Origin of the sequence: Xenorhabdus sp. TH1 (assembly GCF_037260955.1) — a bacterium.
In the GTDB taxonomy this organism is placed as follows: Bacteria; Pseudomonadota; Gammaproteobacteria; order Enterobacterales; family Enterobacteriaceae; genus Xenorhabdus; species Xenorhabdus griffiniae.
Map to the genome: position 1 here is coordinate 461011 of NZ_CP147734.1, position 26725 is coordinate 487735.

Sequence of the window (26725 nt, forward strand, 5' to 3'; positions counted from 1 at the left end):
TTGTTACAAGATTCATTAAAATCTGTGATGAAGATTGGTGTTTAACCCTCTAAGGGGTTAAGCATTAATCTACTACAAATGGAGAGGAATATGAAATCTGTTGCCGTTATATTAAGTGGATGTGGAGTGTACGATGGAAGTGAAATTCACGAATCAGTTCTTACTATGCTCTCTTTAAGCCGTCTTGGTGCTGAAGTGTCTTTTTTTTCGCCAGATGAGATGCAACATCATGTTATTAATCATCTTAACGGGGAGGAGAAACAAGAAGGCCGCCATATAATGGAAGAGTCCGCCCGCATAACACGGGGAAATATACAGCCTTTATCCAAAGTTAATATTGATGAGTTGAATGCATTAATTATTCCTGGTGGTTTTGGTGCAGCCAAGAATTTATGTAATTTCGCCTTCGAAGGGTCAGATTGCAAAATAAATAAAGAATTATTAAGAATAGTGCAAAATATGCACCGGCAAGGTAAACCGATGGGGTTCATGTGCATTGCCCCTGTTATGGTACCTAAAATATTAGGCAAACCGATAAAAGTCACCATTGGCAATGATCCAGAAACTGCGGCTCAAATAGAGAGGATGGGAGGGGTACATGTTGAGTGCTCAGTTGATGACATTGTCATTGATTTTGAAAATAAAATTGTAACAACGCCAGCTTATATGCTGGCTGAATCTTTGGCGCAAGCAGAAAAAGGAATTGATAAATTGGTTAGGAAAATATTGGAAATGATTGAGTAATCAGATGAAGGATCCTTTTTCAATATTGTGGCGCTGGCTGAAAAGAATTGTCGTGTCGATCACGGTTTTATGGTTTATTGCTGTAATTGCCTTTTCCTTTTTACCAGTGCCGTTTTCTATGATGATGATAGAGAGACAAATTGTTGCTTTAATATCAATTAATTTATCTTATGTTTCTCATTCTTCATGGGTGGATCAGAATCAAATTTCACCTTATATGACGTTAGCCGTGATTGCAGCGGAAGATCAAAAATTCCCAAAACATTGGGGATTTGATTTTGATGCTATCGAAATTGCTATGGCATATAACAAAAAAAATCAGAAGAGAATTCGAGGAGCGTCGACAATTTCCCAGCAAACAGCCAAAAATTTATTTTTATGGGAAGGGCGTAGTTGGGTAAGAAAGGGATTAGAAGCGGGGATGACTGCCGTATTGGAATTACTTTGGTCAAAGAAACGTATTTTAACGGTCTATCTCAATATTGCTGAATTTGGCAATGGCATTTTTGGTGTCGAGGAAGCGGCTCAACATTACTTTGGCAAGCCTGCCTGCAGATTGACAGCGACTGAATCTGCATTGCTTGCTGCTGTATTACCAAATCCTCATCGTTATAAAGTGAATGCACCTTCCAAATACGTATTGCAACGCCAGCAATGGATTTTGCGGCAAATGCAGTTAATGGGAGGAGTGAATTACCTAAAGCAAAATAAGTTGGGGTGGGAGTTGAATACCGGCTGTGAGGCTAGGCGGCATTGATTAATGCCGCCTTGATGGTTCTCAATTGAGGTAGGTAAATGCTGTTGTTACACGTTTTACGCCGCTAGTTTCGCTGGCGATTTTCGCAGCAGCAGTCCCCTCTTGTTGCGTAACGATGCCAAACAAAAAGACTTCACCATCCTCTGTCACTACTTTGATGCTGGATGATTTCACCGTATCACTGGTTAAAATTTGGGAGCGCACTTTGGTCGTCAACCAGGTATCAGTGGAGGCCGTCGCCAATGTTACGGGATTGGCTTGACGGATCTCGTTATATACCACGTTGGTGCCTTCAACCTTTGCCGCAATCTGTTTTGCCCGTTCAGCCAGGGCCATATTGGGGCTTTGTCCGGTTAAAAGAACCTTGCCTTGATACACAGTCACGGATACACGGGCTTGTGCCTTAATTTGTGGATCCTTGCTGATAGCATTGCTGACACGGGCTTCCAGCGTGGTATCGTCAACTTGTTGCCCAATGGTTCGTGGATCTGAGCCGGCTTTTGTGGCAATTGCAGCGGAACCTACGACGGCGGCACCAATACATCCTTGTAATAGCATTGCACAGAAACAGGCCAGTAATAGAGAAAATAGCCGCATGAGTTGGCTCCTTATTCATCCTGATGAGGGAATAACGTGTTGTCGATTAAGTCGCACAGACAGTTGATTGTCAACATATGAACTTCTTGGATCCTGATGCTGTGATGTGAGGGGATACGTATTTCAACATCCTGGGGACCCAGTAAGCCCGCCACTTCACCGCCATCGTAACCCGTCAGGGCAACGATGGTCATATCACGTGTGACAGCCGCTTCTACCGCTTTGATAATATCCCGACTGTTTCCATGTGTAGAAATAGCAAGCAGGACGTCTCCTGCTTGTCCCAGCGCCCTGACTTGTTTGGCGTAAATTTCGTCAGGCTGTTTACTGTTGGCGATAGCGGTGATCACCACATTATCAGTATTCAACGACAGGGCTGGCAGGCTTGGTCGATCCGTTTCAAAACGATTGATCATGCTGGCAGTAAAACGCTGTGCCGTTGCGGCTGATCCACCGTTACCACAGCAAAGAATTTTGTTGCCACTCAGCAGTGATTGAACCATCATCATCGCAGCGCGTGATATTGCGTCGGGTAATGCTTCTGCTGCTGCGATCTGAGTTTGAATACTTTCTGTAAAACAGACTTTAATTCTATCCAGCACGTTATGACCTATGTATATTGGAATTATTTAGCGAGAAAATTGAGAATCTATTGAAATAGGCTCTCATTCAGGGTAAAGGCATTTTTCAGCCATTCAAATTTCTGTCCTGTTATTGCACAAACATCGAAGCGGCATGATGCCGTTTCCAGACATTCATTGCGTTGGGACAGCCAGACAGCAGCCGTATACAAGAGCTTTCTGCGCTTACTTTGGGTAATTGTAGCAATGGCGCCACCATATTGTGCATTTCGGCGGAAACGAACTTCAACGAATATCCATGTATGCCTGTCACGCATGATGAGGTCGATTTCCCCGCCGCGAATTTTTACATTCTCAGCAACAAAGACAAGCCCTTGTTTTTGTAAAAACAGTTTAGCCTGATGTTCATAATGGCGCCCCAGCGCGTAGTGATTATTTGTTGGTTTTTTCATCCTGAAATGACCACGATACCTTTAATCACAGAAAATTATTCAATTCCGGGATGATCTCCCTGATCAGTGCTATCGGTGTTTTCTATGTTATGGGTATTTTCTGCATTATCGATACCTTCCGTGCTATTGGTATTTTCGGTGGTGTTGGTATTTTCAAGGATTATGCGACCATTATTGAATTGCATCCAAGGTAACTGACGCAAAATAGTGCAGTTATCCATCACGGAAAGTTCCCCTGAAGCACCACTCAGATGAAATCCCACCTCTTGCTGCATTTGCGTAAATTGGTTAGCCAGTGACCATGCATCAATGCCCATTGCATAAAGGCGCATCAGGGAATAATCATTGGTGAATTTCTTGGCTGCTTGCTGCATTAACGGCACATTTATACCTGTCAGCAGTGGGATGTCACTAAACTGCATGCCATCCATTTCCAGGCGGAAGTCAGGGCCTGAACCGGCTTTATTACTACGTGAGCTGGCATAAAGTGCTGGTTTTTTACGGGAGCTGATTGCCATATCGAGCATGGGCTTGATCATTGTCAGTTCGTTTGCTGTCGCAACGATATAAACGGCATCGACAGGATCTGTGGCCTGATTAGTGGAAATAACCGGCGTACCCGACAAACGAATGCCAATTCCACGGTTCATGGATTGCTTCATTTCTGCCGGCGTACCAAAAGATTGTTGTAATACCGTCTGACCTCCCAGTTTTTGCCACTCTTGTGCAAAGGCTTGTGCAACTCGCGTGCCTAAGTCAGTACGAGGTATCAACACCAAAGGGCTGCGCTTTTGCTGTTGCCAGATATGCATGGCGGCATTTTTCGCCTCATCTTCAGGAGAGAGTGAGAAATAACAAATATTCGGCCGTTTTTGTGGCATATCGAGTTCATTGAGCGCCAGAATATTCAGTGGCGTTTCAATTTGAGCTAATTGTTCCACATTGGGCTTCAGTAATGGCCCAACCACCAGAGTGACACCATCTTTTTTAGCCTGTTCCAGCAGTTCGGTAAGAGGCTGGCTGTTGGTATCATAGATTTTTACGGTCTGATCATTGGTAGGTATATCATTAATCGCCCCCATTTCTGATTCAATTGTGGTGGTATCAGCATTCCCTGAATTTGCCGTGTTGGCATTTTCAAGGTTGGTAGAAGGTTCTTCGGCGTTAATAATACCATTTGGATCGGTAGCATTTGTTGGCAATGGTGATTCTGGCAACGATGGCTTTGGCAAGCCTTTTTGAGCATCAAGGAAACCCTGACGGATGGCGTCACCAAATATTGTGGCCTGGCCGCTCAAAGGCAGAAATAACCCAATTGTGGCATGGCTGTTTTCAGTTTCTTGCAACATGTGTTGCAGGGGTGTGGGTAAACTGTGTGCAGCTGGGTTGTTTGGATAACGGATTTGCCAATCGTGAATAGCAAGCCGCAGTTTATCAGGATCCTGTTTGTTGGTCTGATAAGTACTGAGTAAATCAAGCCAGCCCTGCAATGTATACTCATTGGCATTAATGACCAATTCACTCATTTGCTGTGGGGAAAGTTGCGTCAATAATTGCCAGGTCTCATCAAGATTTTTCTGGCGGGCAGCTTCATCTGTTGCGTAAGATCCCAATGCAATGTAAGCACGGATAACGTCTAAAGATGGTTGATTGTGTGCTGCGTCAATAATGGCCTGGTAGCGATTAATCTCTGCGCTGATCTTATCTTGAGGCTTAGAAGTTGGTTGCCCTTGCCGTTCGGGCATGGTACATCCTGCAATAATCATAGTTGACAGCAATACTGTATAAATTAATCCAGTTTTTAAACGCACAAAAATTGAGGGAAGCATACTGTATCCAGCGATGTTTTTTTCAAAGATGCTCAATTTTAAATCGGTCATTCGGATGAAACAATGAATCAAACCAATCGAGCAGTGGTTACGACATCCACGCTATATGTTGTGCCAACCCCTATTGGAAATCTGGGGGATATTACTCAGCGTGCACTTGAAGTTCTTAAACATGTCGATCTGATTGCAGCCGAAGATACGCGACACACTGGCTTGTTGCTTCAACATTTTGCCATTAATGCGCGCATGTTCGCACTTCACGATCATAATGAACAGCAAAAAGCAGATCAATTGCTTACGAAACTCGAGCAAGGCGCGAGCATCGCATTGGTATCTGATGCGGGTACGCCGTTGATTAACGATCCGGGTTATCACCTGGTTCGCCGTTGTCGTGAAGCTGGTATCAATGTGGTTCCACTACCTGGTCCTTGTGCGGCTATTACAGCACTGTCTGCTGCTGGCTTGCCTTCAGATCGTTTTTGTTATGAAGGCTTCTTGCCGGCTAAAAGTAAGGGACGCCAAGATACTCTGCGTGAATTAGCGCAAGAGCCGCGTACGCTGATTTTCTACGAATCGACACATCGTTTGTTGGACAGTTTAGAAGATATTGTGAAAGTGTGGGGGGCCGATCGCTATATCGTGTTGGCACGAGAATTAACCAAAACGTGGGAATCGATTCAAGGAATGCCCGCAGGTGAGCTTCTGGCATGGGTCAAGGAAGATGAAACTCGTCGCCGCGGAGAAATGGTTCTAATTGTGGAAGGGTATCAGAAGCCCGCCGAGGATAGCCTACCACAGGAAGCCTTGCGGACACTGGCATTGTTGCAAAAAGAGCTGCCATTGAAAAAGGCGGCGGCATTGACGGCAGAGATCCACGGTGTGAAGAAAAATGCCTTGTATCGTTATTCGCTCGATCAAAACACGGCCTTGGGACAAATTGAAGAAGACGCGTGAAAACCCTATACATTGGGTATTAAACCTCTTATAATCCGCGCCGGAGTTGACCAGACAGTCGCTGCTTTACCGCTCTTTCGGGAGAAGTAAAGGGGAGGAAAGTCCGGGCTCCACAGGGCAGGGTGCCAGATAACGTCTGGGAGGCGAAAGCCTACGACTAGTGCAACAGAGAGCAAACCGCCGATGGCCCAGCTTTGTTTGGGATCAGGTAAGGGTGAAAGGGTGCGGTAAGAGCGCACCGCGCGACTGGCAACAGTTCGTGGCACGGTAAACTCCACCCGGAGCAAGACCAAATAGGGGTTCGCATGGTACGGCCCGTACCGAACCCGGGTAGGTTGCTTGAGCCAGTGCGCAAGTGCTGGCCTAGATGAATGGCTGTCCAAGACAGAACCCGGCTTATCGGTCAACTTCACAGATTTTGCCCTATAAAGCATCTGCTTTATAGGGCTTTTTCTTTATAAATAAGAAATGATCAGTCAGCCAAATCAATCAGCAGGCCGCGAAATGGCGTCTCCGCTTGTAACAGCACTTCCTGCTCTTCCTGAATAAAGACACCATCCCCACAGTTAATCTTTACCTCCCTGCTTTGGTTGCCATGAGTGATTGCATTGCCACTGATAGATTGCAGGTAAGCATGTTTGCCGCGTAAAGACAAAATTTGGCTGTCATGGGGCTTAAGCACGAGATAGCTTATCCATACTTGTTGGCGCAGATGCATACTGTGATTTTCCGACGTAGGAGAGGCCAGTAAGGTAAGCGGTTGGTTTGGCAGAGTGATATGCTGTAATGGCCGTGCTTCTTGCTGAGGACAGGCATTGAGCCAGAGTTGTAGCCGTGTCAATGGGCGCGTGTCACTGGTATTGTGCTCACTGTAACGGATCCCTCGACGCGCAGAAAATAGCAGACAATCTCCCTGGCGTGCATGAAAGTTATTGCCTTCACTGTCTCGATATTGGGCTTCTCCTTGCAGGATAATATTCAGGACATCAACATGTGGGTAAGATTTGGGTTGGAACTCGGCTTTCGGTGCCAAAACTTCCTGATTAAGAACGCGCAACGTCCTATAGTTCAAAAATTTTGGGTCAAAATAGTGACCAAATGAAAAAGTATAGCGAGCCTGTAACCAGCCATAATCGGCTTTTCCGCATTGATTTTCTGTTCTCATTGTTATCATGCTGTTATCTCTTCAACTATAGATCTATGACTGTCGATCTTAATTATCTGGACGTTGAAATGTTAGCCAGTTAATCTGGTGGCTATATTCAAAATTCCTGATTGAGAAAAATATGGGTAAAGAACGTGCGCTTACTTTGGAATCCTTACGGGTAATGGATGCGATAGACCGAAGGGGAAGTTTTGCTGCGGCAGCGGATGAGTTGGGTCGGGTCCCTTCTGCGCTGAGTTACACCATGCAGAAATTGGAAGAGGAATTGGACGTTGTGCTGTTTGATCGCTCTGGCCACCGCACAAAATTTACTAATGTTGGCCGGATGCTACTGGAACGAGGGCGGTTGCTACTTGAAGCGGCAGATAAATTGGCAGCAGATGCCGAAGCACTCGCCCGTGGTTGGGAAACCCACCTGACTATTGTGTGTGAAGCGTTGTTCCCAATGGCATCGTTGTTTCCTCTTGTGGATAAATTGGCGGCTAAATCGAATACGCAGCTCTCGTTAATGACAGAAGTATTAGCAGGCGCTTGGGAACGTCTGGAAACAGGATATGCTGATATTGTGATTGCACCTGATCTGCATTTCAGGGCGTCAGCCGAAGTGAATTCGCGGGCACTTTATTCTGTTAACAATGTCTATGTTGCCAGTGCAGATCACCCTATTCATCATGAACCCGAACCCTTGTCTGATGCTACACGGGTGAAATATCGTGGAATAGCTGTCGCGGATACGGCAAGAGAGCGTCCGGTGTTGACGGTTAAATTATTGGATAAACAGCCGCGTTTGACCGTGAGTTCACTGGAAGATAAACGTCGGGCGCTTTTGTCTGGATTAGGTGTGGCAACCATGCCATACCCTATGGTAGAGCAAGATATTGCTGAAGGTCGTTTGCGGGTTATTGGCTCGGAATACAGCCACGAAACCAACATTATCATGGCATGGCGGCGTGATAGTATGGGCGAAGCCAAATCCTGGTGCTTGCGTGAAATCCCTAAGTTATTTGCAAAGAAATAAAAAGAATGTAGCGAATATCATAGAACCCCTTGCTGCGAGTACACAGGAAGGGGCTATAAAAAAACGGGAAATGATCTGTTTTTCTTTGATTACCAATTTTTCTTCATTACATGGTCAATACTGAATCTTCCTGGTCCCATCATAGCCAGTAGCAGGTAGCCTGCGCTGATGGAGACGTTTTTCAGGAACATAGTCAGGTTCAGGTCATTTGAAAAATCGCTATGGAACAGGAGCGCGGTCAGGATACAGAAAATAAATGTAAATACCGCCGTGGTGCGGGTCAACAGGCCGAGCATCATAGCAAGCCCGCCCCCTAGTTCAAGTAAGATAGTCAGTGGTAATAGAATGCCTGGCACCTTCATGGCTTCCATAAATTCCTGCGTTCCTGCATAGGCATTACCTAGTTTTCCATATCCTGCGATAATGAAAAGAATGGATATTAAAATACGGGCAATCAACAGGCCACTATCTTCAAATTTTTTCATGATTGTCTCCACAAATACCGCAGATCGCGATAAATGAACTATCTGTTTAGCTTTTATGGTTAAAAAACGGACTGAATAGTACGATTTGTTAGTCATTATCTGATGGGAAGTATTCTACGGAGAGGTATTATTGGTTGATAGTAAGGAATACTAACTATTTCATGCAGTTTTTTTGAAAGAATTTGTTGGTATTAATTTTTGTATAGTGTGTTTCGTACGATTTTTATGATCCCGAAGATGTTGATTATACGACGTGACCAGTGATAAAGCTGCTTGGGATGGCGGAGTCCATAAAGCAGGGCAAGGCCAGATCCAATGGCGATATAAGGCTTGAAAGCCATGAGAGTTTGCCAGCCTTTATCATAGGGTTGTGTCACTTCAAGCCAGTTTTGGCTATAAGTCGCTAGTAACTGTCGTTGTTGCTGGATCTCTTTTAGTAGCTGCTGTTTTCGCAAACTCCGTTGGCGATACCTCGATTTATTCATGAGGATCATCCTCCAGCATTTTGCGATCAACATGCAATTGTGTTCGAGTTGCGTTAAGAAAGGTCAGTTTTCGCGCCTTTTTTAGCGTCCATATTGCACTAACTACGGCGAGGAGCAGTAATATTCCGGCAGTGATAGCTATTGCCGTTGTTCGGTAGGCTGGATCGATGGCCCAGAATATTAGTGCCAATAGGCACATCAGGCCAAAGCCCGTAAATAGTAATGTCAATCCTACCAGCAGTAGCAGTTGTACCAGTGTTGCCGTTCCCTCTTCCAGCTCAACAGCAACGAGTTGGATACGAGTTTCAATTATATGAACAGCAATGGCTGCTACTCGCCGTACAGTATCAAAGAGCCCTTTTCCTGGGCCTTTTGGGTGAGAGGATTGGGTCATATCAGCGCCTTGAAAGCAGAACTCCTAATACAACGCCAATTGCTGCACCTATACCGACACCGGCCCATGGATTCTCACGGACATAACTATCCGCATGACCTGCAATTTCTTTGGTTTGACCTACCAGTCTATCACTCGCTTCACTAAGCGTAGTACGCGCGTTTTTCAGCGTTCTTTCTGCCTTGCTGCGTAGTTTTTCCAGTTCCGCTTTTGAATTATCGCCGGAGCTATTGAGGACTTCTTCTAGCGTATCCGCAAGAGATTGTAATTCAGCACGTAGATCTTCAGAGCTTTTCTTTTGTGGCATTGCCTGTCTCCTTAAATATACGATGGATGAATTTCAAACATAGACGCTTTTATCAAGAGATGAAAGTATGAATAGATGAAAAATTATCACAATATATTGCAAATTAACCTTAAAGGAACGAAAAGGGCGATATCCTGTGGTATTTTCGCGGTCATACCACAGGGTCACTAGAGGGAAAAAGTTATGATAGAGATTTATTAGCACGCTTTTTGCGCCAAATGACAGTTAGGCTGCCAATTAAGCCAATGAGCAATAGACCTACAGGTAACAGTACCAAAAAATTCATCAGATATTCTTCATACTGGCGAAACAGAGGGCTTTTCCCAAGGGCATAACCCAGTGTTGTTAGAATAATGACCCACAAGAATCCGCTAAGCCAATTGAATATTTGAAATCGTCCACTTTTTAGCCCAGCAAGGCCTGCCAGTGTTGGCAGTAATGTCCTGATAAAAGCGAGAAAACGACCTACCAGTAAGGCAGATAAGCCATGACGATGGAATAAGTTATGTGCGCGTTGATGATAATGTGCAGGAAGATGTGACAGCCAGCCCTGAACTAATTTTGTATTGCCAAGCCACCTTCCCTGAAGATATCCGAGCCAGCAACCGAGGCTGGCGCCGGTGGTGAGAATGACTAAAGTTACAGGAAAACTCATGGCCTCTTTTGCAATTAAAACACCGACTAATATGAGTAGACTATCACCCGGTAAAAAAGCCGCAGGTAATATCCCATTTTCCAGAAACAGGATGGTAAATAGCAGTATGTAGATTGCCCATACCAACGACGGATTAGCCAATGTTTCGTAATCTTGGTGCCAGAGTGCATAAATAAGGTCTGTTACAATTTCCATCAAATGTTCCTAAAATACGGATTAAGGATTACATCTTACTTTTATGGTGCATTTATGGTTAATTTCTATCAAATACTTTGCAGTCAAAAGTAATTAATATCAGTTGTCATAAAATGATCTCGAAATCCCTTCAAGATGGTATAAAGATCGACTGGCACACTTTAACAAAATCAACAGTATCGAGACAGGAAATTTTGTTGCTCAATTGAACATTTACCTAAATGTGAAAATTAATTCATTTAGATATCTCAATTAATTAATCGATAGATGAAATTTTATAAAATATCATTAACGAGTCATTTTTCATGTGGATAGGCTAAATTTATATCTCTTGTCAGTTAATTTCACGCTTGCACTTTGATTAATAGTGGAAAGTAATCTCTCCATGCTATTCATTTTCGAGAAATAATCTGCGCTTATTATTGAAAGTGTTTTTTAGTAATTAGTTGAATTTATAGATTAATTTTTTATTTCTTGTCGTGTTATCTATTATATCATGAATACATTCAGAATGTATTGGATGAGAAAATTGCAGTTTAGATCACACAAATGTAACTGAATTGTTATCAATTATTGGGTTCTCTGTATATTGCAATGAGTTATTCTTTGTCGTTCTTGATGGATAATGGATAGGCTATGAAAAAACAACAAACACACTTTGTGCAATTTATTGCACAAGGAAGCTTGGTAAAACAAATCCTCGTTGGGTTAATACTGGGAATATTACTGGCATGGCTGGTGCCTTCCGCGGCTAAGTCAGTTGGATTGCTAGGAACGCTGTTTGTAGGGGCGTTGAAAGCGGTGGCTCCTGTCCTGGTGTGGGTATTGGTTATGTCTTCGATAGCCAACCATAAAATAGGCCAGAAAAGCAATATTCGCCCTATTTTGATCTTGTATCTGATAGGGACATTCTGCGCTGCTGTTGTGGCTGTCATTGGCAGTTTGTTGTTCCCATCAACGTTGGCTTTGGTGACGAATGATACTCATGTGTCACCTCCTTCAAATATCGTTGAAGTGTTAAGGGGGTTGCTGCTCAATATTGTCGCTAACCCGATTGATGCAATATTAAAAGGGAACTACGTTGGGATCCTGGCGTGGTCAATCGGTTTGGGGATTGCTTTACGTCATGCCAACGAATCAACTAAGGCATTGATTCAAGACCTGTCAGGCGCAGTGACACAGCTTGTGCGTGTTATTATCCGTCTGGCACCTATCGGTATTTTCGGCTTGGTTTCCTCAACGATTGCGACGACAGGTTTTGGAACCTTGCTCGGCTATGCTCATCTGTTAACCGTGTTGATTGGTTGCATGATTGTCGTTGCATTGGTTGTCAATCCATTGATTGTTTTCTGGAAAATCCGCCGCAACCCTTATCCTCTGGTATTTACTTGCTTGCGCGAAAGTGGCGTAATGGCGTTCTTTACTCGTAGTTCAGCCGCCAATATTCCGGTGAATATGGCAATGTGCCGCCGCATGAATCTTGATGAGGATACTTACTCCGTTTCCATTCCCTTGGGGGCTACCATTAATATGGCGGGCGCGGCAGTCACGATTACTGTATTGACACTGGCAGCGGCAAATACACTAGGCATGGTGGTGGACATTCCTAACGCGATATTGCTGAGTGTTGTTTCTGTTATTGCTGCATGTGGATCATCAGGGGTTGCTGGCGGCTCATTATTATTGATCCCTCTGGCGTGTAGTATGTTTGGTATTCCCAATGAAATAGCCATGCAGGTTGTTGCTGTGGGCTTTATTATTGGGGTGTTGCAGGATTCCGCTGAGACGGGCCTGAATTCTTCCACCGATGTGTTATTTACCGCCGCCGCTTGCCAGGCTGAAGAGTCTCGTATTGCGGCGAATCGGCTGGCGTAGCGTTAATTGTAAGAATAGCGGGAATAAAACGGTGATAATGGGTTTGGCATAAATTATCACCGTTATTGCTTTTAGGCCGTACGTTATACTTTAAGCGCCAATTGAACTCCTTGAGCGATTGCCCTGCGCGCATCTAATTCGGCGGCAATATCTGCTCCACCAATGATATGCACACTTTTTCCCATTGCTTGTAATGGTTGATGGAGTGCTTTTAAAGGTTCCTGTCCTGCGCAAATAATCACATTATCTACTTCCAGGCATTGTTGTTCATCGCCACGACGGATATGCAGCCCTTGATCATCAATCTTCAAGTATTGAACACTGTTTAACATGGTTACACCCCGCATTAACAGGCTGGTTTTATGCACCCAACCTGTGGTTTTTCCTAAGCCATCCCCGACCTTGGTATCCTTGCGTTGCAGCAGATAAATTTTACGCGGGGAATGTTCAACCTGCGCACCTTCTGGCCGTAATCCTCCCCTATGCGTAATTGTCCGATCAATTCCCCACTCATGGCTAAAAGCATAGTTGCTCAAACTGGTGCTTTGTCCGCTTTGACTCAGATACTCTGCGGTATCAAAACCAATGCCTCCCGCACCGATAATGGCGACACGTTTTCCGACTGGCCGTTTATGTTTCAATACATCAAGGTAAGTCAGTACCTTTTCATGTTCAATACCATCGATATTGGGGATGCGTGGCATGATCCCTGTCGCGATAATAACTTCATCAAATGATGAAAGTTGGTCGGTAGTTGCAGTATGGTTAAGGTGTACTTCGACACCGTTCAAGGCTAATTGGCGCTCGAAATAGCGTAAAGTTTCCTGGAATTCTTCTTTGCCAGGGATCTGTTTGGCGATATTAAACTGCCCGCCGATTTGGTTTTCTCGTTCAAACAGCGTGACATGGTGTCCTCGGTTGGCCGCTGTGACAGCAAAGGATAATCCCGCCGGTCCGGCACCGATAACAGCGATGGTTTTGGGGGCTATGACAGGAGTGGCAATAAATTCCGTTTCATGGCAGGCACGCGGATTGACCAGACAAGACGTCAGCTTGCCGACAAAGATCCTATCCAGACAGGCTTGGTTACAGCCTATGCAGGTATTGATTTCATCAGCACGATCCTGTTCGGTTTTCAATACAAATTCAGCATCAGCAAGAAACGGACGTGCCATCGAAACCATATCGGCACAGCCTTCACTGAGAACTTGTTCGGCAACTTGGGGATTGTTGATGCGATTGGTTGTAATTAAAGGAATGTTGACTTTCCCCATCAACTTTTGCGTAACCCAGCTAAAGCCGGCTCTGGGCACCATTGTGGCAATCGTTGGGATACGGGCTTCATGCCAGCCGATGCCGGTATTGATAATGGATGCTCCTGCTTTTTCAATTTCCTGTGCCAGTTGTTCGATCTCTTGCCAATTGGAGCCATCTTCGACTAAATCCAGCATAGAAAGGCGATAGATGATGATAAAACGCTCCCCCGTGATAGCGCGAACCGCTTTGACAATTTCTAGTGCGAAGCGCATGCGATTTTCGAAAGTTCCACCCCATTTATCCTGTCGATGATTGGTGCGTGTGACCAGAAACTGATTGATGAGATAACCTTCTGAACCCATGATTTCCACGCCATCATAGCCGGCTTGTTGTGCCAGTTGGGCACAGTAGGCAAAATCCTTGATTGTCTGCCAAATGTCATTCTCAGACATTTCTTTCGGCATAAAGGGGTTAATCGGGGCTTGAATGGCGGAAGGTGCAACGGAGTTTTTCTGATAGCTGTAGCGTCCGGCATGCAGGATTTGTAAAGCAATTTTTCCTCCTGCCTGATGTACCGCTTCTGTAATAATTTTGTGGTGAGGCAGGTGAGTTTCACTATTCAGGACACTTGCGCCTGCCGCAACAACGCCCTGTGGGTTTGGTGCGATACCGCCGGTTACAATCAGTGCGACGCCTCCCGCTGCCCGTTCTGCATAAAATTGGGCCAAACGTTGGGCACCGTTGGGATGTTCTTCAAGCCCTGTGTGCATTGACCCCATCAACACACGGTTTTTTAATGTGGTAAAGCCCAAATCCAGCGGTGTAAGCAGGTGAGGGTAATTGCTCATTGCATTCTCCATCAAATATTTGGTAGCTCAAGAAATATTATTGTTTTCTGTATGAAGCTAAACAGCTAAGTGGTCGGATGAGATGATGATTAAATGTAGACAGTTCCGGCATTATTGGAACCACTTTGTTAATTGATTGTGACAAATATCATGAAATAGAGCTTCAATCGTCCCTTAATGAAAATCTATTGAGGCGAGAAATTCCTCTTATTTATCAGGCGCGGTTTTCCGACTAACCTGGTGTTTTCTGCTGCTCGATGTATTGCCGGATGATCGAGATCGGCGCACCTCCGCAACTACTTGCAAAATAGCTCGGTGTCCACAGAACGCCTTTGTAGTAATAGCGTAGAGCAATATCTGGACGGTCACGCCGAAGCAGCCTGCTGGAAACGCCTTTAAGACTGTTGACCAGATTCGATACTGCGAGCTTTGGCGGGTAGTTGATCAGCAAATGCACGTGGTCGTATTCGCCGTCCATTTCAACCAGTTCAACACCAAAATCAGCACATACGCTGCTAAAGTAGCTGCGTAGCTTTTCGATGGCATCAAGATCGAATATCTTTCGTCGATACTTGGCGACGAATACCAAGTGGACGTGCATCAGGAAAACACCGTGTCTTCCGCGTCGACTATCAGTTTCTTTTGTCATAGACCAAAGTATAATGATAGTCATGAAACGACTTCAAGCCTTCAAATTCCAGTTAAGACCAAATGGTCAGCAGGAGCGCGATATGCGACGCTTCGCAGGGGCTTGTCGCTTCGTTTTTAACCGTGCACTGGCACTCCAGAATGAGAACCATGCAGCAGGGAATAAATATCTCCCTTACACCAAAATGGCTTCATGGCTGATTGAGTGGAAATCCGTACCTGAAACACAATGGCTGAAAGAATCTCCCTCGCAACCGTTGCAGCAGTCACTGAAAGATCTGGAGCGCGGCTACAAAAATTTCTTCCAGAAGCGGGCTGCATTCCCCCGCTTCAAAAAACGTGGTCAACATGACTCATTCCGCTACCCGCAGGGCGTGAAGCTCGATCAGCCCAACAGTCGAATCTCGTTGCCAAAGTTAGGGTGGATACGCTATCGCAACAGCCGTGAAGTCATTGGCGAAGTGAAAAACGTCACGGTCAGCCAGTCATGCGGCAAATGGTACGTCAGTATCCAGACTGAATACGAAGTGACTGACCCTGCTCACAATGCAGAATCAATGGTCGGACTGGATGCCGGAGTAACAAAACTTGCCACGCTTTCAGATGGCACGGTATATCAGCCAGTAAGCAGCTTCAAAGCAAACCAACGTAAGCTGGCAACACTCCAGCGGCAGTTGAGTCGCAAAGTAAAATTCAGCGCAAACTGGCAGAAACAAAAACGGAAAATCCAGTGCTTGCACTCGCACATTGCCAATATCCGGCGCGACTACCTTCACAAAGTCACCAGTGAAATCAGCAAAAACCACGCGATGATCGTCATTGAAGACTTGAAGGTCAGTAACATGTCGAAATCGGCAAAAGGCACGGCAGAGAAGCACGGAAGAAACGTCAGAGGCAAATCAGGCTTGAACCGCTCGATACGGGATCAAGGCTGGCATGAAATGCGCCGTCAGCTTGAGTACAAGCAGCTCTGGCGCGGTGGTCAGGTAGTGGCGATACCTCCGGCATACACCAGCCAGCGGTGTGCCTGCTGTGGTCATACGGCGAAAGAAAACCGTCAGACGCAAAGTCAATTCGTGTGTCAGGTATGCGGCTACACCGCGAACGCGGATGTAAACGCCGCACGTAATATTTTAGCGGCAGGACATGCCGTGCTTGCCTGTGGAGGGATGGTGCAGTCAGACCGCCCGTTGAAGCAGGAACCCACCGAGGTGAGTCAGGCTTCGGTCTGAACGCTGTAGGAATCCCCGTCCTTTAGGGCGGGGAGGATGTCAAGATTGTCACATGTTTTTAACGGTGCATACTGTGAATATATTCTTACGGAATGACGAATAATTAAGGCTTGCTAGGAAACAGAAGTAATAGAAATAAGTGGGGAGAAATGGAGTTATGGGAAAAATAACAGATTGGGTGACGTTAACCGGAAAAAGTGTGACTTTAATACCTTTATCACATGACAGGCATGATGAATTTGTTCGTGCTATTGAGGATGGACAGTTACATAAACTGTGGTATGCCAGTGTGCCTGATCCTGCAAATGTCCAGGCGGAAATTGAACGTCGTTTAACCCTGCATGGCAGGGGCAGTATGTTACCTTTTGCTGTCATCAATAACGCAACGGGGATGGCAGTTGGCATGACAACTTATATGAATATTGATGGGAATATTCCCAGATTGGAAATTGGTTCTACATGGTATGCACATTCTGTCCAACGCACAGCGATTAATACGGAAGCAAAGTTTTTACTGTTGCAGTATGCATTTGAGGAACTGGGATGTGTTGCAGTGGAACTCCGTACCCATTTTTTAAACCATCAAAGCCGTAAGGCGATTGAACGATTGGGCGCAAAATTGGACGGTATTTTGCGTCATCACCTGCGAGCCAAAGATGGTTCAATAAGGGATACTTGCGTTTATAGTATTCTGTTCAATGAATGGCCCGCCATTAAAACGCATCTTACATGGTTAATGACGAAGCCACGTTGAGTGTCTAATTGATATTTTTGGCAGAAAATCAGGTGACTTTTAGGGATGCCTTGATATTGTTTTCCAAATCACCCAGTAATTGATAACGCCGGCGATATTCGGCGCGTTTTTTACTGGGGATCTCATCCAAAGATTTTCTTTCTATATAGGAGGGTAAATGGAAATCATTATTTTCATTTCTGATGCCACTTAGCGATTCCCAGAAAGAATTGTAATCGGCCACCATTTTATTTTTCTTTTTATGCCAATAACGGATGCTACGGTAGATATGAGTCTCATTACTGGCCGCCAGGATCTGCTCACAATTCATATGATCGGCAAAACGACAAACAGCCTCAATCAACAGGCGCTTGGGGAATAATCCATAACACTCTTTAGTTGCATGGCGGATAATCTCCAGAGAATTATCCCCTTTAGTTGGCCCTTGTAGTGCACCAATAAAGAGTGTCTGTTTGCCATCAATTGTTAATAAAGTGAAAGCACACTTGGCCAAAATGATATTCTCCGCAGTAGTCATATAGAGAGAAAGTTCACCTTCTTTATTCAGGTTGTCCAGTGCGTCAATATATATTAGAAATGTTTCATTTTTCCCTTGAATGGTTGCCAGTAAATAAGCATGAACAGCAAAAATACGATTAATAACAGTAGATTCTAACTGTTTGAATAATATTTGATAATGATCGTTCAGAGCGCCGACAATCTGGTTGCGCTTAAAATTAATGCTTAAATATGGACGATGTAATTTACAAGGCCAACTGGGTTGTTTTTTCAGAATGTCCAAATAATGAGGCGTTCTGGTAATGCCATTCAACAGTTTTAATGTTGAAATGGGAGTCAGAAGACTGCGTAGTGCAAATTTGGTACGGGTACCGGAAGAATACCAGAGTTCCCCTGGGATAATACGTTTTCCGACAAGATCAGCAAATAGCTTTATTCCTGAAGACGTAGGTTGTTGTAAATAACTCATCAATACTTAAACTCAACAAAAAATATTTATACTTACTGAATTTCAAGTTGCAGCATAGTGGCAAGAAAACAAATCCCCAAGAGCATAATGAACTCTGTGGTTATAACTACGTAACTATGGGGGATAAACGTAGCCAGCAAAGTTGTAACTTGAAAGGTGATGGGGATAGACGGTTCTTATTATATCATTGATTTATCAAATTCTGCTCGAATGTTTACAAAATATACCATTATTTTAATTTTATTTATTTTTTATAGTAATAAGTATTATTTCAATAAAAGAATACTTATTTTTTGATAAATTATTCCTTAAATGATATTTATATTTTATATATTTATCTTATTTATGTATTGTTCTTCTTTAACGTTCTGAGGCTTTCAAACTAGTTTCATATGTAATAGAGGAAATGGGTTCCCTTGTCCATCAAGCTCTGAGCGAGAAAATACCTGAAATCCCATATATTGGTAGAAACCGACGCCTTGTGTATTTTGTTCGTTTACATCCAATTCGTTGATCCGTAATTTGTTAATGGCAAATTGCAGTAACATCTTACCGATCCCTGTTCCTCGCGCTTGTGGCGCAATAAACAACATTTCTACTCGATGTTGATCGGTACTAATAAATCCTACGATATTATCTTGTTCATCCACCGCCTTATAAACAGTGAGATTGGGTAAATAATCATTAAGAATTTGTGGGCGTAAAACTTCTATCATAGCTCTGGGCAAGAAATCATGAGTAGCAAGTACAGAGGCTTCCCAAATCTGAATTAGTGTCGAAAAATCAGTTTTGCTGGCTTGTTGTATTTTCATTTGATATCCCTAAATTTTTCTGTTGCTTTCGGTTTCAGGATGGGTGTTTTTTCGGCTATCTTAAAGTAAAAATAAGAAAATACAATTGAGTTAATACCGAGCGTTAGCTCACTATTTGTTGTGCCTTTTAAAGATTATTAACGCGTTAAATAACGATTAAACAGTGCTTTTATCGAGCAAAATGCGCCTGTATAAGCAACGGTTCTTTAAACTTTTTACGCAGCAACAGTGACCCCCGCTAGCCCATTAGCAAGAATGATTTTGAAGTGTGTCATCATCGACAATATCAACCATGCGTAGACAGTTGGCGATGACAGCATGGATAAAGACTTCTCGATTGGAGTGTGAGGACACGATGATATCATCGGTGGCGCCATGTACGCCTGCATAAATCAACAATGCAGTAATGTGTGGATGATCTACTTGCCATACCTTGGCTTGCGTCCCATTTTCGAGAATGGCCTGTAACTGTTTCAGAATGGTGTTCTTCTCTTGGTTATTTCGATCGTGATGGTGATGGTTGGCATAAACAATATCGTGTGTTCGGTACGTTTCGGCGTAAGTTTCAATGTTCACTCGAATCCACGTACAAAGCCGACCAAGCCAGTCGTTGGGTTTGCAGGTATCGATAGCCTCCTCAAGCCGCTTTAAGAACTGCGTAGTATAGCGCTCCTTCAACGCCTCAAGTAGCTCGTTCTTGGAGGCAAAATAATGGTAAAAGATCCCCTTAGCCACCTGGGTCAGTTTGACTATTTCATTAATCGTCGTTGCATCAACACCCTGTACCAGGAAGAGGTGTTCAGCTGCCGCCATCAATTCATCAAGGCGTACTTCAGCTGGCTTGGTGCGTGGGGTTTTTGGAATTTCCAATTCGTGCTGGTTTGTCTTGTGTCTCATTGTGCTATGTCAATTTTACGTGCTGAAAACAACTCCCCAGGTTTCGGCTGCATTCACAGAATCGTGCCACAAATACCTGGCTACGTAATGGAGTTACACTGGCATATGAGTGCCTCGAATCGGTCACGTTGACAACCTACTATTATAGTCGCTGGATATACTTTGTTAGCCTTGGCAAATATGGCTTCGTTTGTCTTAGGATTTACCGGCTACGCCAGCCTGTTTTTCTTGTCACTATTTTTACAGCAAGCACAGGCCGATTCACCGGCACTGGCTGGATGGCATCTCATGCCACAGTTTGTTACCACAACAGCTGTATAGCTACTCTTTGGGCGTTTGACAACACGCATTCCTCTCCAGCTCCTAATGGTTGGGGGCTATAGCATGGTTGGTTTGTCTATGTGCATGATGTTGGCTTTTGGTCCATACACGCCGTACATTGTTATTGGGGCTGATCTTGCGTTATTGGGGGTGGGAATGGGGCTGGCAATCCCGGCAACTGGTATGATGGTTATGGGATATGCACCTCCTGAACGGGCTGGTATTGCTTCAGCCACAATGAATGCCCTTCGGCAGCAAGTGATCTCGCCTGTCGTGCGGTCGTCAATCATGTTCTGCCTGCAAATCAAGATTGGCTGAATGATATTTACCGAGCTGCAATGGCAAGTGGATTTGGGTTGGCGATGCTGTGTGCTGGCTTGGTTGGCCTGTCAATGGCATGTCTTTTACTATTTTTCAGCACTGATCTCGCTACATCACATACAAGTTCTGTGAAAAAGTGGTGCGTAAAAGTTAAAAGCGGTGATTTCTAACTAGGTTTTTATAATAGTGAACCACTACAAATCGTAGGGGGTTTAATGCCTCGTAGTGCGAGGCATTAAGTTGTACCTATCATTTTGACAAACTATTTAGCTTGCCAGTACACGGTCTTTGCGATACAAGCTCGCCAGCAGCATATAAATCGCAGTAGCCAATAACACAATGAAAAAGAAACTCATCAATCCATTGTGTTGAACCTTAAAGTAGTGTTGTAGCATAAAATGCCCTGCTACCAGTGGCCCAACGGCGGAACCGACACTGTAACTTAACAACATGACCTGGCTTGCCGCTACAATATAGGATGCATCCAGCTTGTCACAAGCAAGGGTAATCGCAATGGGATACAGCGCAAAAGATGACATGCCCAAAAGAGCCAGTGACACTATCATGACAATATAATGTTCAAAGAGATAGGTCATTCCTACGGCAAATACACCCAGTAATGAAACCATTGCCAATAAAAAAGTTTTGCTCATGATGACGGACAGTTTACTGATAATGGGTTGTATGACCATTCCGCCTAGAATAATGGCTGCCATTAATACACCGACTTGATCGGCACTGAAATGACTTTGGCTGAGTGATAAAGGCATCAGACCATAGATAGTGCCCATAATAATGCCCGATGTCATGCAACCAACGATCGCAGGTTTACTGAATTCAGTCATTTTTCTTAACGATAGACTTTGGTGGTGGAGCGCTGGAGGCTGACCATGACGTACGAATAATGGAGGCAAAATTGCGACAAACAGCAGTGCCGAAATGACCATAAAGGGGATCATTCCCTGTGTGCCAATAGGCCCGATCAATAATTGTCCTAAAGTTGTTCCACCGTAAAGAGACGTCATATAAAAGCTCAGGCGTCTGGCTCGTTCTTTGGGGTTGTCACCGATCAATAACCAGGATTCGACCACGACAAAGATACCGGCAACGGCCACGCCGGCAATACATCGCACAACTAACCAAATTTCTTTATTTGGAAAAAAAGGCAAGAGGATAACAGTTGCTGATAAAAGCAACAAAAAAGCAATAAATGAAAGGCGGTGACCTATCTTGGCGATAACAGGCTCAATCATCATTGAGCCGATTAATAAACCGGCATAATAAGCACTGGCTAACCAACTGGCATAAACTGTATCAATGCTGAAACTTGCCATCGACAGCGGAATTAAGCTCATTAGGTAACCAGAAGCAATGGCAAAAACAGTCAAGCCGGCGACAGGTACAAATGCACTGTCATTCTTGCGCAGCAGTTTCACTACTGTCGTCTCCACATAAAAAAATCAGCCAAAAGCGCTGCTTCTCATCACGTTTTTGCCGAATAGCGGTCACGATATATGCCAAGGACTGGAATATATCTTGATGATTTAAGCAGTAGGTAAGTCACTCAATGACCTTGAGTGGTGCGGACTATAGACCTTTCTCACAAAGAGATACAACGAGAAAAACTGATACTTATGAATGAAAAGATTTATGGAGAAAATGGTTATGTAAATTCGAGGGCAAAGTACGTAAGAAGTGAACATCATAAAAATATGAAGCTGTTATTAGTCAAAAATAATTGTGAGTACCATAAAATGGTTGGTTTCCTTAAGGTTCTGTTGGATATAAAAAGATTCCATCCACGTGTGATAAAATAGCGTTATTTCACTCAATTAAATTTTTGTTGAAAATGTCTAGTTCTGCATCATGTTTTTAGTATGGAGGCAATAAAATGATACTTTCCTCTTAAGGAATATTGAATGTGTTTATGCGGCCGTTATTTTCTAAAACAAGGCTTGGTCAAAAATAGATTAATAAATAATTATAATGCATTAATGAACTGGCATCGGGGAAGTTTATAAGATTTCGTAATTAAAAGAAAAAACAATGTTTATTGTTATATTAAAACTGACTTAATTACTATACCAATCTAACTTCAAGATGCGTGTGATTTCTCCCCGTGAAATGAGGAGAAATCAGGTTTCATGTCGTGTTGTAAATTGCAACTTGAAGTTTAACTCGTATAGAAAAGGCTTCATTTGTGAATTGATAATCGTTGCCAAAACATAAATAAAAACCACTCCGTAATGAAGCTTGTCTCCCTATTTTAGCCTATTTAAGGCGAGCCATTTCTTCAATAGCGCGATATTTTCTGCCGTGTTTTCTCGGTAAATCTGGTAATCATCGGAAGAGGTAGCAGGAATGAATAACGTTAAAAATGACTGGCATCAAGCCGATATTATTGCTGCATTACGTAAGTGTGGACCAACCTTAGCGGCTGTCTCTCGTGAAGCAGAACTTACTACACTGGCAAATATTCTTAGCTGTCCATGTTCTAAAGGCGAATGGAGCTTCTCGAAATACATCCCTCAGAAATCTGGTCTAGCTGCTATTTTGATTCGTATGGCCGATTAATTGAACACCACGCTTGCCATAAACCACGGAATAATTATTCATCAGTTCTTGAGATCCGAACTTAGCCATTGTTAGAAATCATGGCGTTTTGCATTTCAAGTGGTGATTAGAAAAGGAGCAAGGTAAACGTCGAATATTCAGGGGATGTGATAAATATCACAGAGAGAAATATGATAACGGCTTATTACCGTAGCGATGTTAATCGATTATACCTCGCGTACTGCTAGAAGGTATCCTAGAAAAAACTAAGGGGTCGCACTTTTGATGCAACCCCTTGATAAATCTGGTGGCCCCTGCTGGACTTGAACCAGCGACCAAGCGATTATGAGTCGCCTGCTCTAACCACTGAGCTAAGGGGCCGTCGAATTGGGGGAGATTATACGGCACAGTTTGGTGTTAGGTCTAGCCCCCAAAATTCGTATGCGTATTTTATAGACAATAATCAGTATCTTTTAACGTATTTCAGCCTATTGGACGTAATCTGAACACTTTTTTAGTGATGTTGGTTGCTTTTATAATAAATATTTCTGATTATTTGTTGGTCTCTGATCATAATCTGGTCAAGAAAATCTTGTTAGTTCAGTTTTGTGTTTTTCCACCCTTCTTATGCTTTTACTTTTTATAAAAATTTTTGGTAAATAAATATGAAAAAAGATCAGCTATCGACTGCTATTTGGGGCCATCACCAAATAGAAGATTACTTTTTTTCGTCTATCAGCCAAATGTCCCAGCATTTCAGTGAAAGGATTCGAGTCTATGTGACAGGTGTTGAAACGGATTCATTGAATTTTTTGTTGGTGATCAATGTTAGTGAACAGACTGCTGGAGATTTACAAAGGGGAATTCGGTTACTGGAAGAGAAGACTTATGTCCCTTTTACAATTGTTGCTGTAGAGCCAGATAGTCAAATTTTAGCAGTGATTCAGCAGGCTGGATTTGTGTTGGATGCTGATAGCATAACTACAGCTATGCAGCTTGATTTGATGGATTGGCAGATGAACAATGTCTCGGTTATGGAATATGACATTCGGTGTGTTGACCACTGTTTAGATGATTGGGCAATCCCGATAGAGAGTGCATTTGTGACAGATGACGCTATTTCTGGGCAATACCAAAAATGCCATCAGGCAGCCTTGGATGCAGGAAAAAATTTGCAACATTATACCTTTTATATTGATGAGATGCCGGTTTGCTCTTTAACTCTATCAAGATTAAATAATTTTGTCCGTCTTGATGATATTAGTACGGTGGTGGAAAAGCAGCGAAGGGGATATGCTTTTGCCTTGATCAATTATGTACTGAATAAAGCTAAACAAGATGGTGCAACTGTATGTTATTTGGATGCTTCTCGCTATGGTAATGGGTTGTACCGGCGTATTGGGTTTAAGCCATTGTTTGAATATCAGGGATTTAGTCGCAAATAATAAAAAAGCGTCTGTCGAAACAGACGCTTTTCAGATTTATCACTAAATCCGTTGATTAGTCATCAAGAAAACTACGCAGTACTTCGGAACGGCTCGGATGGCGCAGTTTACGTAGTGCTTTTGCTTCGATCTGACGAATACGTTCGCGGGTTACATCAAATTGTTTACCCACTTCTTCCAAGGTATGGTCAGTGTTCATATCGATACCAAAACGCATACGCAGCACTTTCGCTTCACGTGCAGTCAAACCTGCCAGCACATCATGAGTTGCCGCGCGCAGGCTTTCTGACGTTGCTGAATCCAGCGGCAGTTCGAGAGTGGTATCTTCAATAAAATCGCCCAGATGTGAATCTTCATCATCACCCACCGGGGTTTCCATGGAGATTGGCTCTTTGGCAATTTTCAGTACCTTACGGATCTTATCTTCAGGCATCATCATACGTTCTGCCAGCTCTTCCGGTGAAGGCTCACGACCCATTTCCTGCAACATCTGGCGGGAAATACGATTGAGTTTGTTGATGGTCTCAATCATATGTACTGGGATACGGATGGTACGTGCCTGATCCGCAATAGAACGTGTGATAGCCTGACGGATCCACCATGTTGCGTAAGTTGAGAATTTGTAACCACGACGGTATTCAAATTTATCAACCGCTTTCATCAAACCGATATTACCTTCCTGGATCAAATCGAGGAATTGCAGGCCACGGTTGGTATATTTCTTCGCAATCGAAATAACCAGACGTAAGTTAGCCTCAACCATCTCTTTTTTCGCACGGCGGGCTTTCGCTTCACCGATTGACATTCGACGGTTGATGTCTTTGACCTGTTCAATGGTCAGGCCGGTTTCTTCTTCGATCTGGCGTAACTTTTGCAGGCTACGCATAATTTCTTCTTCAACTTCCAGCAATTTGTCAGACCATGGCTTATTCATTGCTTTTGCAGCGGTGAACCATGTATCAGTGGTTTCATTGCCAGAGAACAGCGTAATGAAGATTTTCTTCGGCATTTTGCATTGTTCAACACACATCTTCATGATCTGACGTTCTTGAAGACGTACGCGATCCATCATGGAACGCATGTTGTTGACCAAGTGATCAAACTGCTTTGGTACCAAGCGGAACTGTTTAAATACTTCAGATAAAGTTAATATTTCTGTTGCGGTATTAGGATGATTACGACCATAAGCCTTAATCGCCTGACGAGTCAGCTCATATTGTTCACGCAATTCTGAAAATTTCTGGCGAGCGACTTCTGGATCAATGCTGTTATCCTCTTCGCTGTCAGTATCATCATCACGATCTTCATCATCTTCGTCATCTTCGTCGTCAAGTTCTTCCTGCGGAAGTTCTGAACCAACGTGAGTGGCAGTTGGGGCAAGATCTTCTTCTGCATTAGGATCAACGAAACCCGTGATCAAATCGGATAGACGACTCTCGCCGGATTCAACACGGTCGTATTGTTCTAACAGGTAAGTAATTGCTTCTGGGTATTCAGCAACGGAGCACTGCACTTGGTTGATGCCATCTTCAATGCGCTTTGCAATGTCAATCTCACCTTCGCGAGTCAAGAGTTCAACCGTGCCCATTTCGCGCATGTACATACGAACCGGATCGGTGGTACGACCGATTTCTGACTCAACACTAGATAGCACTTGCGCAGCTGCTTCCACTGCGTCTTCATCTGTGTCATTTGTGTTTTCTGCCAACATGAGGTCATCGGCATCAGGTGCTTCTTCCATTACCTGGATGCCCATGTCATTGATCATTTGGATGATATCTTCTATCTGATCAGAATCGACGATATCTTCCGGCAGATGGTCATTGACCTCAGCATAGGTCAGATAGCCTTGCTCCTTACCTCGAGTGACAAGTAGCTTTAGCTGTGACTGCGGGTTTTGCTCCATAAGACGGTATCCACACTTCAGAGTATTGGTTGGGGTCGGTCGGCGAAACAAATATGCCAACAATAATATTTAGGGGCGTTTTCATTGTATTGCCGCTGCCCTCAATTGCGGCAATTGTAGGGTTACCTGCCCTACCTAATGCGGCATTTAAGCCGTGAATTCTGTATCTGTGATTTTAGGTTTTGGTTTAGAATCTGTTTCACCAAGCTATATTTTTATCAAGCGATAGTTTCAGCAAATCATATTAGGGATATAAACCTTATATAAATAA

The 26725-nt window shown here is 43.7% G+C and carries 27 protein-coding genes, 1 tRNA gene, 1 other RNA gene and 1 pseudogene; 12 read left to right on the plus strand and 18 right to left on the minus strand.

From position 1 onward, the window contains the following. Nucleotides 1-90 precede the first annotated feature (90 nt). Together elbB and mtgA are read left to right on the plus strand one after the other, a co-directional pair. Nucleotides 91-744, plus strand: coding sequence for an isoprenoid biosynthesis glyoxalase ElbB (gene elbB / locus WDV74_RS01970; RefSeq protein WP_338884254.1), 654 nt, complete (start codon nt 91-93; stop codon nt 742-744). Nucleotides 745-748: 4 nt separating this feature from the next. After that, entirely contained in the window at nt 749-1501 is a 753-nt protein-coding gene (mtgA, locus tag WDV74_RS01975; protein WP_338884255.1) for a monofunctional biosynthetic peptidoglycan transglycosylase, read from the plus strand. 21 nt (nt 1502-1522) lie between these two features. Here the strand turns inward: mtgA and dolP are convergent, their stop codons facing one another. From dolP to WDV74_RS01995, 4 genes are read right to left on the minus strand one after another with little or no spacing between them, the layout of a single operon-like run. Then, on the minus strand, nt 1523-2098 hold the full coding sequence (gene dolP / locus WDV74_RS01980) for a division/outer membrane stress-associated lipid-binding lipoprotein (RefSeq protein WP_338884256.1): 576 nt from the start codon (nt 2096-2098) through the stop codon (nt 1523-1525). Between the two features lie 11 nt (nt 2099-2109). Next, nucleotides 2110-2700, minus strand: coding sequence for a DnaA initiator-associating protein DiaA (gene diaA, locus WDV74_RS01985; protein WP_338884257.1), 591 nt, complete (start codon nt 2698-2700; stop codon nt 2110-2112). A 47-nt stretch (nt 2701-2747) separates the two neighbouring features. Beyond that, complete coding sequence (locus WDV74_RS01990; protein ID WP_338884258.1) at nt 2748-3131, minus strand: YraN family protein; 384 nt, start codon at nt 3129-3131, stop codon at nt 2748-2750. A 35-nt stretch (nt 3132-3166) separates the two neighbouring features. Next, nucleotides 3167-4960, minus strand: a complete 1794-nt coding sequence (locus WDV74_RS01995) for a penicillin-binding protein activator (RefSeq protein WP_338884259.1) — start codon at nt 4958-4960, stop codon at nt 3167-3169. A gap of 63 nt (nt 4961-5023) precedes the next feature. On the opposite strand from WDV74_RS01995, the gene rsmI reads away from it, so the two are divergent. Continuing rightward, entirely contained in the window at nt 5024-5914 is an 891-nt protein-coding gene (rsmI, locus tag WDV74_RS02000; protein WP_338884261.1) for a 16S rRNA (cytidine(1402)-2'-O)-methyltransferase, read from the plus strand. A gap of 42 nt (nt 5915-5956) precedes the next feature. After that, an RNA gene (gene rnpB, locus WDV74_RS02005) (RNase P RNA component class A) lies at nt 5957-6329 on the plus strand. 57 nt (nt 6330-6386) lie between these two features. On the opposite strand, the gene WDV74_RS02010 is transcribed toward rnpB, so the two are convergent. After that, nucleotides 6387-7088, minus strand: a complete 702-nt coding sequence (locus tag WDV74_RS02010) for a pirin family protein (protein WP_338884262.1) — start codon at nt 7086-7088, stop codon at nt 6387-6389. A gap of 112 nt (nt 7089-7200) precedes the next feature. Between WDV74_RS02010 and WDV74_RS02015 the strand changes: the two genes are divergently transcribed. Then, nucleotides 7201-8097 carry a LysR family transcriptional regulator gene (locus tag WDV74_RS02015; protein WP_338884263.1) on the plus strand — a complete coding sequence of 299 codons (897 nt, stop codon included), beginning with the start codon at nt 7201-7203 and terminating at the stop codon, nt 8095-8097. 89 nt (nt 8098-8186) lie between these two features. Here WDV74_RS02015 and WDV74_RS02020 read toward each other — a convergent pair whose 3' ends face one another. From WDV74_RS02020 to WDV74_RS02040, 5 genes are all read right to left on the minus strand, one after another. Then, complete coding sequence (locus tag WDV74_RS02020) at nt 8187-8582, minus strand: DoxX family protein (protein WP_338884265.1); 396 nt, start codon at nt 8580-8582, stop codon at nt 8187-8189. A 191-nt stretch (nt 8583-8773) separates the two neighbouring features. Next, nucleotides 8774-9067 carry a YqjK-like family protein gene (locus WDV74_RS02025; RefSeq protein WP_338884266.1) on the minus strand — a complete coding sequence of 98 codons (294 nt, stop codon included), beginning with the start codon at nt 9065-9067 and terminating at the stop codon, nt 8774-8776. Then, a complete protein-coding gene (locus WDV74_RS02030; RefSeq protein ID WP_338884268.1) occupies nt 9060-9461 on the minus strand; it encodes a phage holin family protein in 402 nt (133 codons plus the stop codon). The genes WDV74_RS02025 and WDV74_RS02030 overlap by 8 nt, the downstream gene beginning before the upstream one ends. A 1-nt stretch (nt 9462) precedes the next feature. Continuing rightward, on the minus strand, nt 9463-9768 hold the full coding sequence (locus WDV74_RS02035) for a YqjD family protein (protein WP_338884270.1): 306 nt from the start codon (nt 9766-9768) through the stop codon (nt 9463-9465). A 181-nt stretch (nt 9769-9949) separates the two neighbouring features. Further along, nucleotides 9950-10618, minus strand: a complete 669-nt coding sequence (locus WDV74_RS02040) for a DedA family protein (protein WP_338884272.1) — start codon at nt 10616-10618, stop codon at nt 9950-9952. 636 nt (nt 10619-11254) lie between these two features. Here WDV74_RS02040 and sstT point away from each other — a divergent pair. After that, on the plus strand, nt 11255-12493 hold the full coding sequence (sstT, locus tag WDV74_RS02045) for a serine/threonine transporter SstT (protein ID WP_338884274.1): 1239 nt from the start codon (nt 11255-11257) through the stop codon (nt 12491-12493). An 83-nt stretch (nt 12494-12576) separates the two neighbouring features. Here sstT and WDV74_RS02050 read toward each other — a convergent pair whose 3' ends face one another. Continuing rightward, nucleotides 12577-14598 carry an NADPH-dependent 2,4-dienoyl-CoA reductase gene (locus tag WDV74_RS02050; protein ID WP_338884276.1) on the minus strand — a complete coding sequence of 674 codons (2022 nt, stop codon included), beginning with the start codon at nt 14596-14598 and terminating at the stop codon, nt 12577-12579. 232 nt (nt 14599-14830) lie between these two features. Then, nucleotides 14831-15247 (minus strand): IS200/IS605 family transposase, encoded by a 417-nt coding sequence (gene tnpA / locus WDV74_RS02055; RefSeq protein WP_338805343.1) that lies wholly within the window; start codon nt 15245-15247, stop codon nt 14831-14833. 22 nt (nt 15248-15269) lie between these two features. Between tnpA and WDV74_RS02060 the strand changes: the two genes are divergently transcribed. Both WDV74_RS02060 and WDV74_RS02065 read left to right on the plus strand, forming a co-directional pair. After that, on the plus strand, nt 15270-16478 hold the full coding sequence (locus WDV74_RS02060; protein WP_338882992.1) for a transposase: 1209 nt from the start codon (nt 15270-15272) through the stop codon (nt 16476-16478). A 157-nt stretch (nt 16479-16635) separates the two neighbouring features. Further along, nucleotides 16636-17232: a GNAT family protein gene (locus WDV74_RS02065; RefSeq protein WP_338884277.1), complete on the plus strand. Its 597-nt coding sequence runs from the start codon at nt 16636-16638 to the stop codon at nt 17230-17232. Between the two features lie 28 nt (nt 17233-17260). Here the strand turns inward: WDV74_RS02065 and WDV74_RS02070 are convergent, their stop codons facing one another. The 3 genes from WDV74_RS02070 to WDV74_RS02080 all read right to left on the minus strand — a co-directional run bounded on the left by WDV74_RS02070 (nt 17261) and on the right by WDV74_RS02080 (nt 19908). Beyond that, on the minus strand, nt 17261-18199 hold the full coding sequence (locus WDV74_RS02070; protein WP_338884279.1) for a VirK/YbjX family protein: 939 nt from the start codon (nt 18197-18199) through the stop codon (nt 17261-17263). 377 nt (nt 18200-18576) lie between these two features. Next, nucleotides 18577-19011, minus strand: coding sequence for an acetyltransferase (locus tag WDV74_RS02075; protein ID WP_338884281.1), 435 nt, complete (start codon nt 19009-19011; stop codon nt 18577-18579). Nucleotides 19012-19257: 246 nt separating this feature from the next. Further along, nucleotides 19258-19908, minus strand: coding sequence for a TetR/AcrR family transcriptional regulator (locus tag WDV74_RS02080; RefSeq protein WP_338884282.1), 651 nt, complete (start codon nt 19906-19908; stop codon nt 19258-19260). A 162-nt stretch (nt 19909-20070) separates the two neighbouring features. Between WDV74_RS02080 and WDV74_RS02085 the strand changes: the two genes are divergently transcribed. Continuing rightward, complete coding sequence (locus WDV74_RS02085) at nt 20071-20229, plus strand: hypothetical protein (RefSeq protein ID WP_338884283.1); 159 nt, start codon at nt 20071-20073, stop codon at nt 20227-20229. A gap of 63 nt (nt 20230-20292) precedes the next feature. Then, complete coding sequence (locus WDV74_RS02090) at nt 20293-20547, plus strand: hypothetical protein (protein ID WP_338884285.1); 255 nt, start codon at nt 20293-20295, stop codon at nt 20545-20547. A 269-nt stretch (nt 20548-20816) separates the two neighbouring features. Here the strand turns inward: WDV74_RS02090 and WDV74_RS02095 are convergent, their stop codons facing one another. Next, nucleotides 20817-21986, minus strand: coding sequence for an MFS transporter (locus WDV74_RS02095; RefSeq protein ID WP_338884286.1), 1170 nt, complete (start codon nt 21984-21986; stop codon nt 20817-20819). A gap of 925 nt (nt 21987-22911) precedes the next feature. On the opposite strand from WDV74_RS02095, the pseudogene WDV74_RS02100 reads away from it, so the two are divergent. After that, nucleotides 22912-23189, plus strand: a pseudogene (locus tag WDV74_RS02100) (helix-turn-helix domain-containing protein). A gap of 219 nt (nt 23190-23408) precedes the next feature. Here the strand turns inward: WDV74_RS02100 and WDV74_RS02105 are convergent. After that, nucleotides 23409-23484, minus strand: a tRNA-Ile gene (locus WDV74_RS02105). Between the two features lie 284 nt (nt 23485-23768). On the opposite strand from WDV74_RS02105, the gene WDV74_RS02110 reads away from it, so the two are divergent. Beyond that, nucleotides 23769-24548, plus strand: coding sequence for a GNAT family N-acetyltransferase (locus WDV74_RS02110; protein ID WP_338884288.1), 780 nt, complete (start codon nt 23769-23771; stop codon nt 24546-24548). 55 nt (nt 24549-24603) lie between these two features. On the opposite strand, the gene rpoD is transcribed toward WDV74_RS02110, so the two are convergent. Then, nucleotides 24604-26454, minus strand: coding sequence for an RNA polymerase sigma factor RpoD (gene rpoD, locus WDV74_RS02115; protein WP_338884289.1), 1851 nt, complete (start codon nt 26452-26454; stop codon nt 24604-24606). Nucleotides 26455-26725: the final 271 nt, after the last annotated feature.

Bases quoted from the DNA above. Each gene is read 5' to 3' on its own strand.
- WDV74_RS01990 (WP_338884258.1), bottom strand. From the start codon at position 3,131: ATGAAAAAACCAACAAATAATCACTACGCGCTGGGGCGCCATTATGAA.
- WDV74_RS02080 (WP_338884282.1), bottom strand. From the start codon at position 19,908: ATGAGACACAAGACAAACCAGCACGAATTGGAAATTCCAAAAACCCCA.
- WDV74_RS02020 (WP_338884265.1), bottom strand. From the start codon at position 8,582: ATGAAAAAATTTGAAGATAGTGGCCTGTTGATTGCCCGTATTTTAATA.
- WDV74_RS02030 (WP_338884268.1), bottom strand. From the start codon at position 9,461: ATGACCCAATCCTCTCACCCAAAAGGCCCAGGAAAAGGGCTCTTTGAT.
- rpoD (WP_338884289.1), bottom strand. From the start codon at position 26,454: ATGGAGCAAAACCCGCAGTCACAGCTAAAGCTACTTGTCACTCGAGGT.
- WDV74_RS02010 (WP_338884262.1), bottom strand. From the start codon at position 7,088: ATGATAACAATGAGAACAGAAAATCAATGCGGAAAAGCCGATTATGGC.
- WDV74_RS02050 (WP_338884276.1), bottom strand. From the start codon at position 14,598: ATGAGCAATTACCCTCACCTGCTTACACCGCTGGATTTGGGCTTTACC.
- WDV74_RS02070 (WP_338884279.1), bottom strand. From the start codon at position 18,199: ATGAGTTATTTACAACAACCTACGTCTTCAGGAATAAAGCTATTTGCT.
- elbB (WP_338884254.1), top strand. From the start codon at position 91: ATGAAATCTGTTGCCGTTATATTAAGTGGATGTGGAGTGTACGATGGA.
- sstT (WP_338884274.1), top strand. From the start codon at position 11,255: ATGAAAAAACAACAAACACACTTTGTGCAATTTATTGCACAAGGAAGC.
- rsmI (WP_338884261.1), top strand. From the start codon at position 5,024: ATGAATCAAACCAATCGAGCAGTGGTTACGACATCCACGCTATATGTT.
- tnpA (WP_338805343.1), bottom strand. From the start codon at position 15,247: ATGACAAAAGAAACTGATAGTCGACGCGGAAGACACGGTGTTTTCCTG.
- WDV74_RS02060 (WP_338882992.1), top strand. From the start codon at position 15,270: ATGAAACGACTTCAAGCCTTCAAATTCCAGTTAAGACCAAATGGTCAG.
- WDV74_RS02065 (WP_338884277.1), top strand. From the start codon at position 16,636: ATGGGAAAAATAACAGATTGGGTGACGTTAACCGGAAAAAGTGTGACT.
- WDV74_RS01995 (WP_338884259.1), bottom strand. From the start codon at position 4,960: ATGCTTCCCTCAATTTTTGTGCGTTTAAAAACTGGATTAATTTATACA.
- WDV74_RS02040 (WP_338884272.1), bottom strand. From the start codon at position 10,618: ATGGAAATTGTAACAGACCTTATTTATGCACTCTGGCACCAAGATTAC.
- WDV74_RS02025 (WP_338884266.1), bottom strand. From the start codon at position 9,067: ATGAATAAATCGAGGTATCGCCAACGGAGTTTGCGAAAACAGCAGCTA.
- WDV74_RS02110 (WP_338884288.1), top strand. From the start codon at position 23,769: ATGAAAAAAGATCAGCTATCGACTGCTATTTGGGGCCATCACCAAATA.
- WDV74_RS02015 (WP_338884263.1), top strand. From the start codon at position 7,201: ATGGGTAAAGAACGTGCGCTTACTTTGGAATCCTTACGGGTAATGGAT.
- WDV74_RS02090 (WP_338884285.1), top strand. From the start codon at position 20,293: ATGGTTGGTTTGTCTATGTGCATGATGTTGGCTTTTGGTCCATACACG.
- mtgA (WP_338884255.1), top strand. From the start codon at position 749: ATGAAGGATCCTTTTTCAATATTGTGGCGCTGGCTGAAAAGAATTGTC.
- WDV74_RS02035 (WP_338884270.1), bottom strand. From the start codon at position 9,768: ATGCCACAAAAGAAAAGCTCTGAAGATCTACGTGCTGAATTACAATCT.
- dolP (WP_338884256.1), bottom strand. From the start codon at position 2,098: ATGCGGCTATTTTCTCTATTACTGGCCTGTTTCTGTGCAATGCTATTA.
- WDV74_RS02075 (WP_338884281.1), bottom strand. From the start codon at position 19,011: ATGAAAATACAACAAGCCAGCAAAACTGATTTTTCGACACTAATTCAG.